Origin of the sequence: Bradyrhizobium sp. 930_D9_N1_4 (genome assembly GCF_052076015.1) — a bacterium.
Lineage (GTDB): Bacteria > Pseudomonadota > Alphaproteobacteria > Rhizobiales > Xanthobacteraceae > Bradyrhizobium.
On record NZ_CP197236.1, the window covers coordinates 497,355 to 513,016 of the forward strand.

Sequence of the window (15,662 nt, forward strand, 5' to 3'; positions counted from 1 at the left end):
ATAATCCCAGGGAGTAGTTTGGCGAAGACCGCAATTAAGAAGTCTTCGCCGGTACTGCTCTCGCACTCTCCCGATCCATCACGCGGTATGGGTCCCCGCCTTCGCGGGGACGACAGCGGTGGGTGTCGCTTACACCCCGGCCTCCGCCATGCCCGCGGCCCACAATGCGAACGCATACACGATCGCGACCTCGTCGAGCCGATCAAACCGCCCCGACGCGCCGCCGTGGCCGGCGCCCATGTTGGTGCGCAGGAGAACCGGGCCGCCGCCGCGCATGGTGGCGCGCAGGCGCGCGATCCACTTCGCGGGCTCCCAGTAAGTGACGCGCGGATCGGTCAGCCCGCCCATCGCGAGGATTGCCGGATAGTCCTTCGCCGCGACATTGTCGTAGGGCGAGTAGGACAGGATGGTGCGAAAATCCTTCTCGCTCTCGATCGGGTTGCCCCATTCCGGCCATTCCGGCGGCGTCAGCGGCAGCGTGTCGTCGAGCATGGTGTTGAGCACGTCGACGAACGGCACCTCGGCGACGATGCCGGCGAACAGCTCGCCGGCGCGGTTCGCCACCGCACCCATCAGCATGCCGCCCGCCGAGCCGCCATGGCCGATGATGCGTTTTGCGCTGGTGTATTTCCCATCGATCAGCGCGCGGGCGCTGGCCGAGAAATCGTCGAATGAGTTCGTCTTCTTCTCGCGCTTGCCGTCGAGATACCAGCCCCAGCCCTTGTCGGCGCCGCCGCGAATATGGGCGATCGCATAGACGAAGCCGCGGTCGACCAGCGACAGCCGGTTGGCGTTGAACGAGGCCGGCATCGCCATGCCGTAAGAGCCGTAGCCATAGAGCAGCAGCGGCGCCGAGCCGTCGAGCTTGAGCCCGCGGCGATAGAGGATCGACACCGGCACCTCGGCGCCGTCCTGCGCCTTTGCCATGATGCGCGTGGTGACATAGTCGGCCGCATCGTGGCCGGACGGGATCTCCTGCCTCTTGCGCAGCGTGCGCGTGCGCTTGACCATGTCGTAATCGTAGACCTCCGACGGCGTCGTCATCGACGAATAAGCGAAACGCAAATTCGTCGTCTCGAATTCGTAGGACCCCATCGTGTCGAGCGAATAGGCGGCCTCGTCGAAGGCGATGGCGTGCTCGTCCTTCGTCGTGAGGTCGCGGATCACGGCCGACGGCAGCGCATTGGCGCGCTCGAGCCGGACCAGATGGCCGGCATAGAGATCGAGGTCGATGATGTAGATGCCGGGACGATACGGGATCAGGTCGCGCCAGTTCTTGCGCTCGGGTGCGTCAAGCGGCGCGGTGACGATCTTGAAGTCGATGGCGTCATCGGCATTGGTGAGGATGAACAGTTCGTCGCCGCGGTCGGCCAGCGAATATTGCACGCCCTCCTCGCGCGCCGCGACGAGGCGCGGCGGTGCCTCGGGGGTGGCGAGATCGATCAGCCGCTGCTCGGAGGTTTCGTGGTCGCCACCGGCGATCACGCAGAAGCGGCCGCTGGTGCTCTCGTGCAGATGGGTGAACCAGCCGGAATCCTGCTCCTCGTAAACCAGCGTGTCGTCGGCCTGTTTGGTGCCGAGCTTGTGCAGCCACACCTGCATCGGCCGGTGATTGTCGTCGAGCTTGACGTAGAAGAAGCTTTTGCCGTCGGCACTCCAGACGATGCCGCCATCGGTCTCCTCGACGACGTCGTCAAGGTCCTTGCCGCTCGCCCAGTCGCGCACACGGATCGAAAAATACTCCGAACCCTTGGTGTCGGCGCTCCATGCGTGCAGCTTGTGATCATTGGAGTGCCGACTGCCACCGAACTTGAAATAGGTGTGGTCCTTGGCGAGCTCGTCGCCGTCGAGCACGATATGGCCCTCGCCGCCGTCGCGCGGCATGCGGCCGAACAGCTCGTGCTGTCCGCCCTCGCGAAACCGGCGGAAATAGGCGAACGGGCCGTCGGGCGACGGCACGCTGGAATCGTCCTCCTTGATCCGGCCGCGCATCTCGCGCACCAGCGTCTTCTGAAGTGACGAGGTGTGGCCGAGCAGGCTCTCGGTGTAGACGTTCTCCTCGTCGAGATATTTGCGGATATCAGGGTCGAGCACCGCCGGCTCGTGCAGCACCTCCTGCCATTTCGCGTCCTTCAGCCAGGCATAATCGTCGGTCACAGTGATGCCGTGGTGGGTGAAGGAATGCGGCCGCCGCGGGGCGACGGGGGGCAGGGAAGGGGGCTTGGCTTGTGTCACTCGATCCTCATCATCTCGTATGCGCGCGTCGCCCTCTCTTAACCTCTCCCCGCCTGCGGGGAGAGGTCGAATTCGATCGCAGATCGAATTCGGGTGAGGGGGTACAGGTCTCTCGTCGGTCTCGCGTGCGGAGAGATGCCCCTCACCCCAACCCTCTCCCCGTAAGAACCGGGAGAGGGAGAAGAAGCAGGCGTGTTCCACCTTATATCGTCCCGTTTCCGCGAATTGCCAGCGCCACTGCGCCAAGGAGTGCGCCAAGTCGCCGGGTTGTTGATCCGTCCCTTCTATGCTTTGAGGGACCACATCCCCGCCGCCGGTCCAGCCTGATGCTGTTCAATTCCTATCCGTTCATCCTGCTGTTCCTCCCCGTGGTGCTGGCCGGCTATTTCTGGCTGGGGCGGCGCAGCAATCTGACCCCGGTGATCTGGCTGGCGCTGGCCTCGCTCGCCTTTTACGCGATCGGCAGCTGGCAGTTCGTGGCCCTGCTGCTGCTCTCGATCGCGTTCAATTACGGCGTCGGTCATCTCCTGATCGTGGCGAAGCTTGCTCCGTCACAACGAAAGGCGACGCTTGCGCTCGGTGTCGCCGGCGATCTCCTCGTGCTCGGTATCTTCAAATATGCCGGCTTCGTTACCGAGAATATCAACGCGCTGGCCGGCACGCATGTCGCCGTCCACATCCTGCTGCCGGTCGGTATCTCCTTCTACACCTTCACGCAGATCGCGTTCCTGGTGGACGCGTATCGCGGCCAGGTCGCGGCCTACGCGCTGCCGCATTACGCATTGTTCGTGACCTACTTCCCGCATCTGATCGCGGGTCCGATCCTCCACCACAAGGACATGATCCCGCAATTCGAGCGGGAGGAATCGAAACATCCGGACGCGCATCTCCTTCTCTGCGGGATCATCATCTTCGCGATCGGCCTGTTCAAGAAGACGTGCCTCGCCGACGGCATCCAGCCGCTGGTCGCGCTGGCCTTCGACGCGCGCGCGCCGAGCTTCGACCAGGCCTGGTGTGGGGTACTCGCCTACACGTTCCAGCTCTATTTCGACTTCTCCGGCTATTCCGACATGGCGATCGGGATCTCGCTGATGTTCGGCATCTTCCTGCCGATCAATTTCAACTCACCCTACAAGGCCACCAGCATCGTCGATTTCTGGCGCCGCTGGCACATGACGCTGTCGCAATTCCTGCGCGACTATCTCTACATCCCGCTCGGCGGAAACCGCCATGGCCGCGTATTGCGTTACGTCAACCTGCTGATCACGATGCTGCTCGGCGGACTCTGGCACGGCGCAGCCTGGACGTTTGTCATTTGGGGCGCGCTGCACGGGGCCTATCTCTGTATCAATCACGCTTTCAATGCGCTGGTGCCGAACATTCCCGCAGCTCTTGCGCGTCCAATCCGCATCGCCGGGGCCGTGCTGACATTCCTCGCCGTCGTCGTCGCCTGGGTATTCTTCCGTGCCGAGCGGGTCGATTGGGCCATGCGGATTCTCAATGCGATGGCCGATCCCTCGCATATCGTTTTCGGCCGCGAGGAGATCGCGGCGCTGGTGATGGTGTCCATCTATGCCGCGCTGGTGTGGCTGGCGCCGAACACGCAGAACATCATGGGATACGATCACGGCAATCGCCGCGTCGGGGAGGCCTTGCGCGCAGGTCGCATGCGGCCGCTGGTGCTCTATGCCGCGTCGCTGGTGCTCGCCTTCGGCATTCTGGGCATCCAGAGCCACAGCGAATTCATCTATTTCCGGTTCTGATGCGGGGCACATTTACCAGCGTGAAGCTTCTTGTGCTCGTGAGCGCGATCTGCGCGCTCGGCGCGGCACTGCTCACCTATGCCGTCGATCCCCTGCAATTGTTTCGTCCCTCGCGTCTCGCCTTCTATTCCGACGACACCCGCGTGCAGAATGCCGGGCTGATCCGCAGCCAGTCGTTCGACACCGCCTTCATGGGCACCTCGCTCGCGATTCACTTCCGCCAGAGCGACATCGATCGCGCGCTCAATGTTCACGCGCTCAAGCTGGCAATGACCGGCTCCAATTCGCGCCAGCAGGCTTTTGTGCTGGAGCAGGCCATCGATCGCGGTGCCCGGCGGGTGATCTGGGCGATGGACGATTTCAGCTTCGTCGATGCCGCCGACATCGAGGCCGACCCGTATCTCTCCGTCGATCTTTACCGCCGGACGACCAAGGGCATCGCGTCCTATCTGTTCAGCGCGGCGATGGCGAAGGAATCCCTGTTCGCGCTGCTGCGCGCGATCCCGCCGCTGCGGGAGCCGCTGACCCGAGCGGCGCCTTATCTGCCGGTGAAGTTCGCTCTCGCCGACGTCGACGACATCTACGCGCTGCCGCGGGATTTCGATATCGCGCGGGACTACAATGCGAAGAAGACCCTCGCGGCGTTCGCCTACATCACCAGTCCCGTGCGCAGCCGCTTCCTCGGCGAAGGCTACGGCTATGAGGCCATGGTCCGGCATTTCGAGCACGATGCGATCGCCCTGATCGCGCGCCATCCGGACGTGACCTTCGACATCTACTTCCCGCCCTATTCGATCCTGCAATTCGTTGCGATGCGCGATGCCTCGCCGGCGACGCTGAAGATCGTCGTGGATCTCACGGCGGTCGTAGCAACACGCCTGACGCAGCTACCGAACGTGCGCCTCCACGATTTCCGCGCGATCAAGGAGGTGACGCACGACCTCAATAATTATAGTGACGTCATCCATCACTCGCCGGTGATTGATGCGATGGTACTGGGATGGCTGGCGAGTGGGGAATATCGCGTCGATCCGAAGGCGCCACTGGTGGCGTTGGATCAGCTGAAGGCGCAGATCGAGGCGTATCGGATGCCGCGGCCGTAGCCAAACACTCCGCTGTCGTCCCTGCGAACGCAGGGACCCATAACCCCAGGGAGCAGTTTGGCGAAGACACGTCGTGAAGAAGCCCGGGCGCGGTATTGCGACCGCGCCCAATTGATAGATTACGCGGTATGGGTCCCTGCTTTCGCAGGGACGACAGCGCATTTTTGGCCGCCCCGCATTACACCGCCACCTCTTCACCGAGATACGCGACCGCCGCCTCCAGCCCGCCCTTGCCGTGCGGAATCTTCAGCGCGTTCAGGCCGATTTCGATCACGCCCAACGTACCGAGCAGCATCGGCGCATTCACGTGACCCATATGGGCGATGCGGAAGGCCTGGCCCGAGAGATCGCCGATGCCGGTGCCGAGCACGACGCCGCATTTGTCCTTGCAATAGCGTTGCAGCACTGCGGGGTCGTGGCCGTTGCTCATGGTCACCGTGGTCACGGTGTTGGAGCGTTCGCTGGCCTCGGCGACGTTGAAGCCGAGCACCTGGCCTTCGGTCCAGGCGGAGACGGCGCGGCGGGCGGCTTCGCCGAGCAGGCTGTGACGGCGGAAGGCGTTCTCCAGGCCTTCCTCATGCAGCATGTCGATCGCCTGGCGCAGCGCGAACAACAGATGCACCGGCGCGGTGCCGGCATATTTGCGATAATTCTCGGTGCCCTCGCGCTCGCTCCAGCTCCAATAGGGCGTCGTCATGTTGGCTTTCTTGTGCACCTCCTGCGCGCGCGCATTGGCGGAGACGAAGCCGAGGCCGGGCGGCGTCATCAGGCCCTTCTGCGAGCCGGACATCGCGACGTCGACGCCCCATTTGTCCATCTCGAACGGCATGCAGCCGAGCGAGGCGACGGTGTCGACCATGTACAGCGCGGGATGACCGGCCGCCTTGATGGCCTTGCCGATCGCCTCGATGTCGTTCTGCACGCCCGAGGCCGTGTCGACCTGGACGACGACGACGGCCTTGATCGTGTGTTCCTTGTCGCGGCGCAGGCGCTCCTCGACTTCGCTCGGGCGCACGGCGCGGCGCCAGTCGCCCTTGAGCACTTCGACCTCGGCGCCCATCAACGCTGCCGCATTGCCCCAGCCGATTGCGAACCGGCCGCTCTCCAGCACCAGCACCTTGTCGCCGCGCGACAAGACGTTGCTCAGTGCGGCTTCCCAGGCGCCGTGACCGTTGGCGATGTAGATGTAGGACTTGCCCTTGGTCGCGAACAGATTCGAGATGTCGCGGAGCAGGCTCTCGGTCAGGTCGAGCATCTCCTTGGAGTAGATGTCGATTGCCGGACGATGCATCGCCCGCAGCACCTCGTCGGGCATCGTGGTGGGCCCGGGGATGGCCAGAAATTCCCGGCCCGCGCGAACGGTCATTGCTGTCAGTCCTTGTTGCTTGAGAACAGGATGGGTTGCTGATTCACACTTCTACGTGGCGCTGATCCTCAAGAAAAGCACGTAAAACGCAGGGCTGGGGCTCTACCTCTTCGTTTCACGGCAGCCGGCGGCCTCGGCCTCCTCGACGGAGCAGAACCAGCGGGTGCCCTTGCTGATCCTCATCTTGATCTGCGCATACCAGCGGCTGGTCGGCTGGTGATAGATGCACTCGCCGGCGGTGTTGACGTTGCCCTTGATGGTGCAGTCGGGCGAGGGCGCGACCGGTCCGGAGGCCGACGCAAGCAGGATCGAATGCGCCCCGTCGGGCGGCTTGGTGGCGCCGAGAATCTGCGTCTTCTTGTTGCGCACGCGCCAGTCCCAAGGGGCGATGAAGGCGCCCTGCCACATCCCGGCCTTGGCCTCGCGCGCGGCGGCCTCGTCGGGTTCATAATCTTTGGAGACACGGGTGTAGGCCAGCGCCCAGCCCGCGCGCACCAGCCATTTCTGGATGTCCTCGCCGCCGACCTCGCAGCGCGCCACGGTGCGGCCGCGCCGGTCGATCGCGCGGGCATGGCAGATCCAGGTCTTGCCTTCGGCATATTTGGCGAGTTCGTCGCGGGCGGCGACGCCGCAGGTCCAGCGCTCGCCCTTGGTGTTGAGACAGAGCTGGTCGACCGCGGGCGCGTCGATGCCGCCGAGCCGGATGCGCGTGTTCCCGATCACGACGGAATCGCCGGCGCGGACCTTTGCCGTACCGGTAATGTCGGCGGCCTCAGCCAGCGTCGGGAGAGCGAGCCAGGATAGGCTGAGCAAAGACAGCGCAATCAGGAATTTTCGCAACATGCCGGTCCGCGTGTGATGAAAATGACGATAGAGCCCGCAATTGTGTTCGGCTTTTGGCCTCCGGGCCAGCATATGCCTAACGGACAGGCTTTCAACTTCCCGTCATTGTGCGAGGGTGCTCTCCGCTCTCGTGTCCCGGACGCGGTGCGGCGTGCAACGCCGCTCCGCAGAGCCGGGACCCACAAAATCGCGGGCGAGCTTTTGGCGATATGGGCCCCGGCTCTGCAGCGCACCGCCGAAGAGGCGCTGCGCTGCGTCCGGGGCACGAGACCGGGCTACCCCCGCGCCATTGCCCGCTTCGCGATCGCCAGCCCCATCAGCACGAACGCCGACGTGACCTCGGGACCGCCGACCAGGATCCGCGTCGGCGTCTTCATCTTGTTCCATTCATAGGCGCGGAACGGGCCGCGCCGGCCGCCTTCGCCGATGGCATCGACGATCACGTTCAGCGCGGGCGCGAAGGCGCGCGGGTCGGCGCCGAGATGGCCGAGCGCGATCAGCGCCAGCGCCGCGTCGAACACGTTCATCTCCGCGGCCATCAGCTCGCCCTTGACGTAGGAGAGCACGCGGTGGCGAATGAAGTCGAAATCGCCGTCGGGATCGATCGCGGCCTGCGCCGCGAGCGGCAGCGCCAGGAAGGCCGCATAGCAGCGGCCGAAATAGGCGCTGTAGAGCTCCGGCAGGTAATAGATGTGCGAGCGCGGATTGGCGAAGGCACCGCTCGCCGCCAGCCGCTTCTGGAAGCCGATGATCCGGTGCACGGTCGCGAGCCGCGACGGCGTCTCCAGGACTTTCCAGCGCGCGAGGTTGCGAAAGCTGACCTCGAGAATGTCGAGATTGAGCGTCGGATCGAGATCGTTGCCATAGGGGCGTTCGCCCTTGAGGTTGTCGATCCAGGTCGCGACGCCGCCCTCGTAGTCGATATTGTCGTTGAGCGGCACGGTCACGCGCGGCTCGTTGACGCCGGCGTGCACCTGGTAGCCGGAATAGAAGTCCAGCAACGGCTGGTCGATGATCTCATCGGTGCAGCCGGCCTGCGTGGCAGCCGAGATCGAGCACGCCGTGGTGTCACAGTCAGGCACATAGACGCCGAAGCCGAGCTCCTGCTTGATCTGCGCGAAGTAGCGCGAGAAGCGCGGATGCGGGGCGGGGGCCAGCGCGGTGACAACGTTGAAGCGCGCGCCGTCGGTGCCCTCGACCTCCTCGCGGCTAATGTTGACGCAGAAATCGACCATGTCGGCGATCGCACGCTCTGCGGCACTCTTCTCGGCGGGCGAGGCGAGCCCCGTCTCGGCATAACTGAGCAGCGCCTCGATGAAGAACGCGTCGTAATAGGCCGAGCGGTGCCGGATCTGCACCGGCTCCCACATCGGCTCGGCGATGCCGGTCCAGGGCGGATTGACCACGGCGCGTGCCGGCGAGCGCGCGATGAAGACGCGGGCGAGGTTGAACAGCAGCGAGGAGTTCTTGTAGCCGCGCGCGTTCAAACCTGTGAGCGCCATGGTGAGCTCGCGGCCGCGAAAATCAGGATCGCCGATCAGGTTGAACGCGGCATAGGTCGGCAGGAAACCGTTCTTGCGCCAGGAACCGAGCAGATGCTGCGCGCAGTCGCGGATCACGCCGTCGATCTGCACCTGCGAAGGGGCTGAGCCGGTGAACATCGCCGGCGGCGGCTTCGGATGGTCCAGCGCGATACTGTCGACCAGATCGGCCACGGGCTGGCCGACCGCGGCCCAGTCGGGCTCGGCCTCGTCACGGGCACGGGCGAGTGCCTCGCGCAGCCGGGTCAGCCTGGCCTCATCGCGCAGCTCGGGCAGGCCGGCGCGTCGCAGCAGTATCCGCAGTGCGGGATTGCCGAGCGCGGTCTTGTAGAACTTGGCCAGATGCGGATCGCCGCTGGCTTGGCCCGCCAATACGGGATCGCAGACGTCATAAAGAGAGGGGCCGTCCTTCGGCGCCAGCAGCGCCCGGCAGGCGGCGCCGGCAAAATAATGAAAGCTCATGAAATACCTGGTCGCGGGGCCTTGCCCGGGACCGGCGAGCGCGCACCCGTCCGCCCACCGCCCCCTGCAAGTCTTTGAAAAAGCTACCCGGATTCGCGGGAAATACAAATGTGATGATAGTCACGGAAAAACTCGGCATGAGGACTGCATGATTGAGCCCCGGAAGAGTACGGGAAAGCTCGAGAATGGACGTTTTTGGTCTGGAGGATTGGTAAGTATCTTCAATAGCTTAGCTCTAATTTTGGGCAATCTATTGCCGGGGGGCCTATATCCGGTTAAGGGTTTGTTTGGTGCGGCGCCGCAAATTGCGCGCAATTCGGGGTCACATCCCCGGCCAATCCCTCAAACCTGAAGCCGCTATCGCGCTACTCAAACAGTGTGCGCGCGCTTGGCAGGTCTTTGGCACTGACAGGAATGAAGCGAGATGAATGTAAGGCAGCTCGACATCTCCCGCCGTACGATCGCGGTCGCCGCAGCCCTCATCGGCACGGTGTCGCTCGTGATCGGGGCGCACGCTGCCCTCAACATGCGTACGCTGGATGCCGCCAAGGCCGTCTCGACCGACCAGGTCACCGGTTCGATCGGCCAGACCTCGCGCCTCGCCCTCGTCATCGGCAATGGACATTATCCCGACGCCAACGCGCCGCTGACGCAGTCGATCAACGACGCCCGCGCGCTGTCCATGAGCTTGCGCAAGAACGGCTTTGACGTCGACATGGTGGAAGACGCGACCAGGGACGACATGGTCCGCGCCGTGAGCCGCCTGAAGTCCCGGATCAAGCGCGACACCACCGTTATGCTGTTCTTCGGCGGCTACGGCGTGCAGGCCGGCCGCGAGAGCTACATGCTGCCGGTCGATGCCGTGATCTGGAAGGAGAGCGACGTTCGCCGCCAGGGCGTGTCCATCGACGGCGTGCTCGACATGATGAAAGAGCAGGGCGCCAAGGCCAAGCTCGTCGTCGTCGATGCCTCCCGCCGCAATCCCTATGAGCGCCGCTTCCGCTCCTACAGCCACGGTCTTGCGCCCATCAGCGCCTCCGACAATGCGCTGATCCTCACCTCGGCCTCGCCCGGCAAGGTCGCCGACGACGGCAAGGGCGAGCACAGCGTGCTGGTCGGCGAATTCCTCACCAATCTGAATGCGCAAGGCAGCGCCGAAGGCGTCTTCAACAAGACCCGCGTCGCCATCTCGCGCGCCAGCGAAGGCGACCAGGTCCCGACCGTGTCGTCCTCGCTGCTCGAAGACGTGCATTTCGACCAGGCCGGCGGCTAGTTTTTTTTGAGGGCTTGCGAGCTCTTGTAGGGTGGGCAAAGGCGCAAAGCGCCGTGCCCACCATCTCTCCAACATTTCGATAGAAGACGTGGGCACGCTCCGCTTTGCCCACCCTACGATATGCGTGTTGTAGCGCGCATCTGCCCCCACATCGTCGCTGCGCTCGCAATGACCGTTGAGGCTGAGACCTACTTCGCCGCTTCCGTGGCCATCACCGGACGCACCGGATCGCCTTCGCGCAGGAGCGCGCCGGCGCGGGCGACGACGATGTCACCATCGTTGAGGCCGTCGCGGACCTCGATATTGCCGCCCGACATCAGGCCGATCTCGACGCGTTTGGTCTCGACGCGGTTGCGGCGGATCACCTGCACCACGGTGCCGGCGGAGGAATATTGCACTGATGTCAGCGGCACCGCGACGTTGCAGCTCTGCCCGACCTTGATCAGCGCGCGTCCGCTCGCATTCAGCAGCAGCCGCTTCTGCGAGGAGATGCCGATATAGACGATCCCCTGCTGGATGTTCGGCTCCACGGTCGGCCCGATGCGGCGCACCTTGCCGTCGAGATCGCCGGCGCCGGCGATGCGCACGGTTGCTTGCTGAGCGACCGCGAGCTTGCGGATATCGGTGGTCGCGACCAGGCCGACGAGATCATATTCGCTGCGCGCCACGATCGTGAACAGCGCCTCGCCCTTGGCCGAGGCGAGGTTGCCGATCTGCGCGGTCGAGGTCGCGATCACGCCCGCCACGGGCGCCGTGACCTGAAGCGTGCCGCCCTCGGGCAGCGCCAGCCGCGCCAGCACCTGGCCGGCCGTGGTGGTATCGCCCGCTTCCGCCAGCAGGTCCGTGACCTTCAGGCCGGGGCGTTCGGGCCGCACCGAGGTCTCCTCGCGCGCGATGATCGTGCCGGTGGCCTCGACGATGTCGGAGAAGCAGGATTTTGCGACCTTCAGCACCGTGACCGCCGGCCCCTTGGGCGCGTCGTCATCGGCGGCGCGCGCGAGCGGGGCGGACAGCAACAGCAGTCCGGTGAGCGCAACGAATTTTGGGGAAAAGGAACGCGCAGGCAATGGACGCATCGGTCATTCCGGTTGGGGCCTTGACGGCCTCATCGATAGCAGAAGCGCGCGCAGGGGACCATGGGCCGGCCGGATGAGATTGCCGCAACGCAGGCGGCGCGACGCCGCTTGTTGAATTAGTCGCTGCAAAAGCGAAGAGGTTCGCTTCTTACCCTCCCCTGGAGGGGGAGGGTCGATCGCGCGCAGCGCGAGCGGGGTGGGGTAATCTCTCCACGCGGGCATTGTTGGATGGGGAGAGACCGTCACCCCACCCCGCTATGCATTTCGCTTCGCTCAATGCCTAGCGACCCTCCCCCTCCAGGGGAGGGTAAGAAAGCGTCTCACGGCAGGCTCAAGAACTCCACCCAGTTCGGCTTCTTGCCGGTCGGATAGGATTTCAGCTTACCCAGCGCGCCGCTGCTCGGGTCGATCGCATAGACCGTCATGCTGTCCGAGAGCTCGCCGACCGCGGCGAGGTAGCGTCCGGTGGGATCGATGTGGAAGCCGCGCGGCTGCTTCTCGGTCGGCACGCTGCCGATCGTGGTCAGCTTGCCGCTGGCCGCATCGACCTTGTAGGCGGTGAGTGTGTTGGTGGTGCGTTCGGACGCATAGAGGAAACGGCCGTCGGGCGTGATGTGGATGTCAGCCGCCCAGGGTTTTCCTGAAAAACCTTCCGGAAGGGATGTGGTGCGCTGGATCTCGGTCCAGGCGCCGCTTTTTGCTTCATAGGAGAACGCCGCGACATCGCCGTTGAGCTCGTGGATCAGGTAGACGAACTTGCCATTGGGGTGGAACACGAAGTGCCGCGGCCCGGATTTTTCCGGCACCTTGATCGCCGGCGGATCGTTCGGCGCCAGCGTGCCGGCGGCGGCATCGAACGTGAAGCTCAGCACCTGGTCGGAGCCGAGATTGGTCGCAAACACGAAACGGTTGTCGGGCGAGGGCAGGAAGGCGTGCGCATTCAGCCCCGTCGGGATCACCTGCTTCGGCTCGGCCGCGACGCCGTTGGCTTGGAGCGGATTCAGCGCGACCTTGTTGCCGCCATAGGAGGCGCTGAACAGGAATTTGCCGCCACGATCGACCGCGATATTCGCCATGCTGTCGGCGAGTGAGCCGTTGCCGATCGGGCTGAGCTGGCCGCTCCTGGGATCGATCGCAAAGCTCACCGCCTGGAAAGGCTGCGAGCGAACGCCCGCGATCAGCACGCGGTGGTCGGGCGTGATCGCGAGCGGTGTCGAGGATCCCGGCTTTTCGACGCCGGTGAAGGCGGCGGTCTGCACCGCCGTCATCTCGCCGTTGTCGGCCAGCTTGAACACGCTGATGTCGTTGCTGTCGGCATTGCCGACATAGGCGAAGGTTTCGGCCATGCCGGGGCGAACTCCAGAAATGAGGGCGAACAAGGCGAAGGCGGTGGCGATCGCCGTGCGCGGCGCGATGCGGTGGATGGGTGTCGACATGGGTCTCCTCCTGTGCCGGTGCGGCATTGTCGTTTTGCCGGGGAGGATAGCGGCAGCCGTGCCGCCGCACCAAATTCCAATTGGGATCGATCGATGCCGAAATTGTATCGGTTGCCAAAGCGTTTTCGCGTGAAGGAGATACCTACCGCGCCGCCGCCGTCAGGCTGCGGGACGGCAGATGCAGGCCGGACGCCGTGTCGGGGGTCCCGAGCAGGCCCCATACGGTCACCGCAAGCAGCGCACAGGTGAGGAGAGTCCAGGCAACAAGCCGCTTCCGCATCAAGTCGAATCCGTCCATCGTTGGGGCGCCCGCGATCGTGCACTGCAAACGGCGAGACTCCTATGAACTCGTTCACAGGAGAAATCTCTGCACAGGGGAAGACCGTGCACAAATGAAGGTCGCGCACAAATGAAGACCGTGGCGAATTTTCGAACCAATGCGGCATCAGCGCATTGACCCCGCATGCCCCGTGAAAATGACCTCGAAGGCAAGCAAGACATGGGCGGCAAGCATGGCGGCCAGAAAGGCCAGCCCAAGCCGCCGCCGCGTCCGCGCGAAGGCGAGCGCGACGAGGATGTCGTGGCAAAGCGCCACACCGGTCAAACCGATCGCGGCTCGCCGCAGACCAAGCAAAAATAGCGCCGCGTCTTGAGCCGGAGGCTGGCTGATGTTTTGGATTTATTGGAACACCGCCTGGTCGCTAATCATCAGCGGCATCTGGGTCGCCACCATCGTCAGCCATCCCGATTCCGAAATCGCGGAAGTGCGCGCCGCAAAACGGCTGATGTGAACTTTCCGCTCTTCCGGGACGTTATGTCATCCGATCGTTGCATCGCCTCACGGTGATGTCAGCGGTCCGAGGTCCGGTCTGGATTCGCCTCCGTTTCCGGGCCTCGTCCCCGGCGGGACGAGGGCGCGATGACGGCGCCGGCCGACCGAAACGTCGCGCGGCCGGTGATCATGGCAGCTTGAACAGATCGGGATACTGCTTGCGGACCTTGTCTTCCGTCGTCTTGGGCGCGTTGAAGCGCTCCTTTCCCGGCAGCGATTTGGCCTGCTCGGCGACGACCTTCGGGTCGTTCTCGACCTCGATCTCCTTGAAGAAAGCGTGCAGATCGGCTTCGAACGCGGCGGCGCGCTTGCCTTCCGGCAGTCCGTTGATCTTGATCCCGTATTTGAAATAGAAGCGCGTCCCGAGCTGGTTGGATTCGAAATCCTCGTAGGTGAAGGCCGACTTGGCCATGTCGATCCAGAACTTCTCCTTCTGCTTGTCGTCGAGCAGCATGAGAAGCTCAATCACCGGATTCTGTACGTCAAGCATCCCCTCGAAGGGAGAAGCCATCTCGGTGAGGACATTGTGGCGCGCGCCGATCAGGTCGCGGTCCCGCTTGTCCTCCTTTTTCTTCCAATCGTCGGCGTCCTTGTAATCCATCGTCGACGGGTCGCGGTCCATGAGCTGGTTCACCGTCCATTGCGTCTGCTCGATGCTCAGGCCCTTCTCCGTCGACTTCTTGAAGGCCTTCTCGAGTTTCTTCGGGTTGCCGCGGTGGAATTGCTCGGCGAAATCGATGAAGCCGTAGAAGTGCTGGGCGTCGACCCAGCCGTATTTGCGCGAAAAGAAGTAACGCGCGTGCGCGCTTTCAACGACGCCTTCGGTCTGGTCCGGCTCGACGAAATGCTTGAGGAAGATGTTGGTCCAGGTCTTGCGCGCCAGCGATCCCGCGGTCTCGCCCTTCGGGAAGTTCGACGTCACCTGCGACCACAGCCGCGTGGTTTCGTCCTTGGATTTCGTGTCGCGCTTCAGGGCGAGGACACGTCTGACTTCCTTCTCCATGTCGTCGGCTGTGGTGGCGCGCGGCTGGGTCGGCTCGCGGAGCACGCAGAGCCCGGCCGCCAGCAATTGCGCCCCGCCATGAATCCCCAATGACGCGGCGTGCTCGGCCTGTCGCTCGATGGCGTCGATCTCCCGGGCCGTCGGAGGCGGTGCCGTGTCGTGCTGCTGGAGCGTGTGGGCGAGCTCGTGAGCCAAGCGCCGCAGACCACGCGGCTGGCCGGGCGCGTACATGTTCGCGCCGAAGAAGATGTCGCCGCGAACCGTGAAGGCGTTGGCCTCGAGCGACGAGGCGGCCCGTCCGGCAAACGCATCGTTGTGGATTCGAACCTGACTGAAGTCGCGGCCGAGATGCGCCTTCATCCGGTCATGCACATCGCTTGCGAGCGGGCGGCCCGCCCCCTTGCCGGACCGAACAATGGAAACGGCCCGCTGATGATCGCCTTTGAGATAGCTTTCGCGAAGATTGGATGTATCGGCACGGTCTTGTGCGGGCGTTGTTCCAGGGACCGCATGGAGCGGGATGCGGCTGAAATCGCCATCAGCGCGCTGCGCCGGGGCCTGCTCCGGAGGGCTGTTCGTGCGCAGCTCCGAAGCAGAGCGGTCGCTGTGGCCAGATAGCGGCGTCGCCGCTTTCGACTGCTGAAAATGCGGTGATGCCTGTTGCGGCCGAGCCGGCTTAGGCGCGAAGGTTTTCATGCTCGACCTCTCGTCGAGAGAACAACTCCACCC

The 15,662-nt window shown here is 64.2% G+C and carries 13 protein-coding genes; 5 read left to right on the plus strand and 8 right to left on the minus strand.

Going from position 1 to position 15,662, the window contains the following annotated elements; genetic code table 11:
• Positions 1–129 precede the first annotated feature (129 nt).
• On the minus strand, positions 130–2,235 hold the full coding sequence (locus AB7532_RS02370; RefSeq protein ID WP_441233232.1) for a S9 family peptidase: 2,106 nt from the start codon (positions 2,233–2,235) through the stop codon (positions 130–132).
• A gap of 326 nt (positions 2,236–2,561) precedes the next feature.
• Between AB7532_RS02370 and AB7532_RS02375 the strand changes: the two genes are divergently transcribed.
• On the plus strand, positions 2,562–3,998 hold the full coding sequence (locus AB7532_RS02375; protein WP_441233233.1) for an MBOAT family O-acyltransferase: 1,437 nt from the start codon (positions 2,562–2,564) through the stop codon (positions 3,996–3,998).
• Positions 3,998–5,101 (plus strand): hypothetical protein, encoded by a 1,104-nt coding sequence (locus AB7532_RS02380; RefSeq protein ID WP_441233234.1) that lies wholly within the window; start codon positions 3,998–4,000, stop codon positions 5,099–5,101. The genes AB7532_RS02375 and AB7532_RS02380 overlap by 1 nt, the downstream gene beginning before the upstream one ends.
• 178 nt (positions 5,102–5,279) lie before the next feature.
• On the opposite strand, the gene AB7532_RS02385 is transcribed toward AB7532_RS02380, so the two are convergent.
• The 3 genes from AB7532_RS02385 to AB7532_RS02395 form a co-directional block, all read right to left on the minus strand.
• Positions 5,280–6,467, minus strand: a complete 1,188-nt coding sequence (locus tag AB7532_RS02385) for a pyridoxal-phosphate-dependent aminotransferase family protein (RefSeq protein ID WP_441233235.1) — start codon at positions 6,465–6,467, stop codon at positions 5,280–5,282.
• 102 nt (positions 6,468–6,569) lie between these two features.
• Positions 6,570–7,310: a thermonuclease family protein gene (locus AB7532_RS02390; RefSeq protein WP_441233236.1), complete on the minus strand. Its 741-nt coding sequence runs from the start codon at positions 7,308–7,310 to the stop codon at positions 6,570–6,572.
• Positions 7,311–7,585: 275 nt separating this feature from the next.
• Positions 7,586–9,313 carry a hypothetical protein gene (locus AB7532_RS02395; RefSeq protein WP_441233237.1) on the minus strand — a complete coding sequence of 576 codons (1,728 nt, stop codon included), beginning with the start codon at positions 9,311–9,313 and terminating at the stop codon, positions 7,586–7,588.
• A 424-nt stretch (positions 9,314–9,737) separates the two neighbouring features.
• Between AB7532_RS02395 and AB7532_RS02400 the strand changes: the two genes are divergently transcribed.
• Positions 9,738–10,586, plus strand: coding sequence for a caspase family protein (locus AB7532_RS02400; RefSeq protein WP_441233238.1), 849 nt, complete (start codon positions 9,738–9,740; stop codon positions 10,584–10,586).
• 188 nt (positions 10,587–10,774) lie between these two features.
• On the opposite strand, the gene AB7532_RS02405 is transcribed toward AB7532_RS02400, so the two are convergent.
• From AB7532_RS02405 to AB7532_RS02415, 3 genes are all read right to left on the minus strand, one after another.
• Positions 10,775–11,662 (minus strand): efflux RND transporter periplasmic adaptor subunit, encoded by an 888-nt coding sequence (locus tag AB7532_RS02405; RefSeq protein ID WP_441233239.1) that lies wholly within the window; start codon positions 11,660–11,662, stop codon positions 10,775–10,777.
• A 320-nt stretch (positions 11,663–11,982) separates the two neighbouring features.
• Entirely contained in the window at positions 11,983–13,098 is a 1,116-nt protein-coding gene (locus AB7532_RS02410) for a lactonase family protein (protein WP_441233240.1), read from the minus strand.
• Between the two features lie 142 nt (positions 13,099–13,240).
• The gene (locus tag AB7532_RS02415) at positions 13,241–13,378 is read right to left on the minus strand and encodes a hypothetical protein (RefSeq protein ID WP_441233241.1); all 138 of its coding nucleotides are present in this window, start codon (positions 13,376–13,378) and stop codon (positions 13,241–13,243) included.
• A 183-nt stretch (positions 13,379–13,561) separates the two neighbouring features.
• Here AB7532_RS02415 and AB7532_RS02420 point away from each other — a divergent pair, with 183 nt between their 5' ends.
• Together AB7532_RS02420 and AB7532_RS02425 are read left to right on the plus strand one after the other, a co-directional pair.
• Positions 13,562–13,738 carry a hypothetical protein gene (locus AB7532_RS02420; RefSeq protein ID WP_441233242.1) on the plus strand — a complete coding sequence of 59 codons (177 nt, stop codon included), beginning with the start codon at positions 13,562–13,564 and terminating at the stop codon, positions 13,736–13,738.
• Positions 13,739–13,766: 28 nt separating this feature from the next.
• Complete coding sequence (locus tag AB7532_RS02425; protein ID WP_441233243.1) at positions 13,767–13,889, plus strand: hypothetical protein; 123 nt, start codon at positions 13,767–13,769, stop codon at positions 13,887–13,889.
• Positions 13,890–14,057: 168 nt separating this feature from the next.
• Here AB7532_RS02425 and AB7532_RS02430 read toward each other — a convergent pair whose 3' ends face one another.
• Positions 14,058–15,629: an eCIS core domain-containing protein gene (locus tag AB7532_RS02430; RefSeq protein WP_441233244.1), complete on the minus strand. Its 1,572-nt coding sequence runs from the start codon at positions 15,627–15,629 to the stop codon at positions 14,058–14,060.
• Positions 15,630–15,662: the final 33 nt, after the last annotated feature.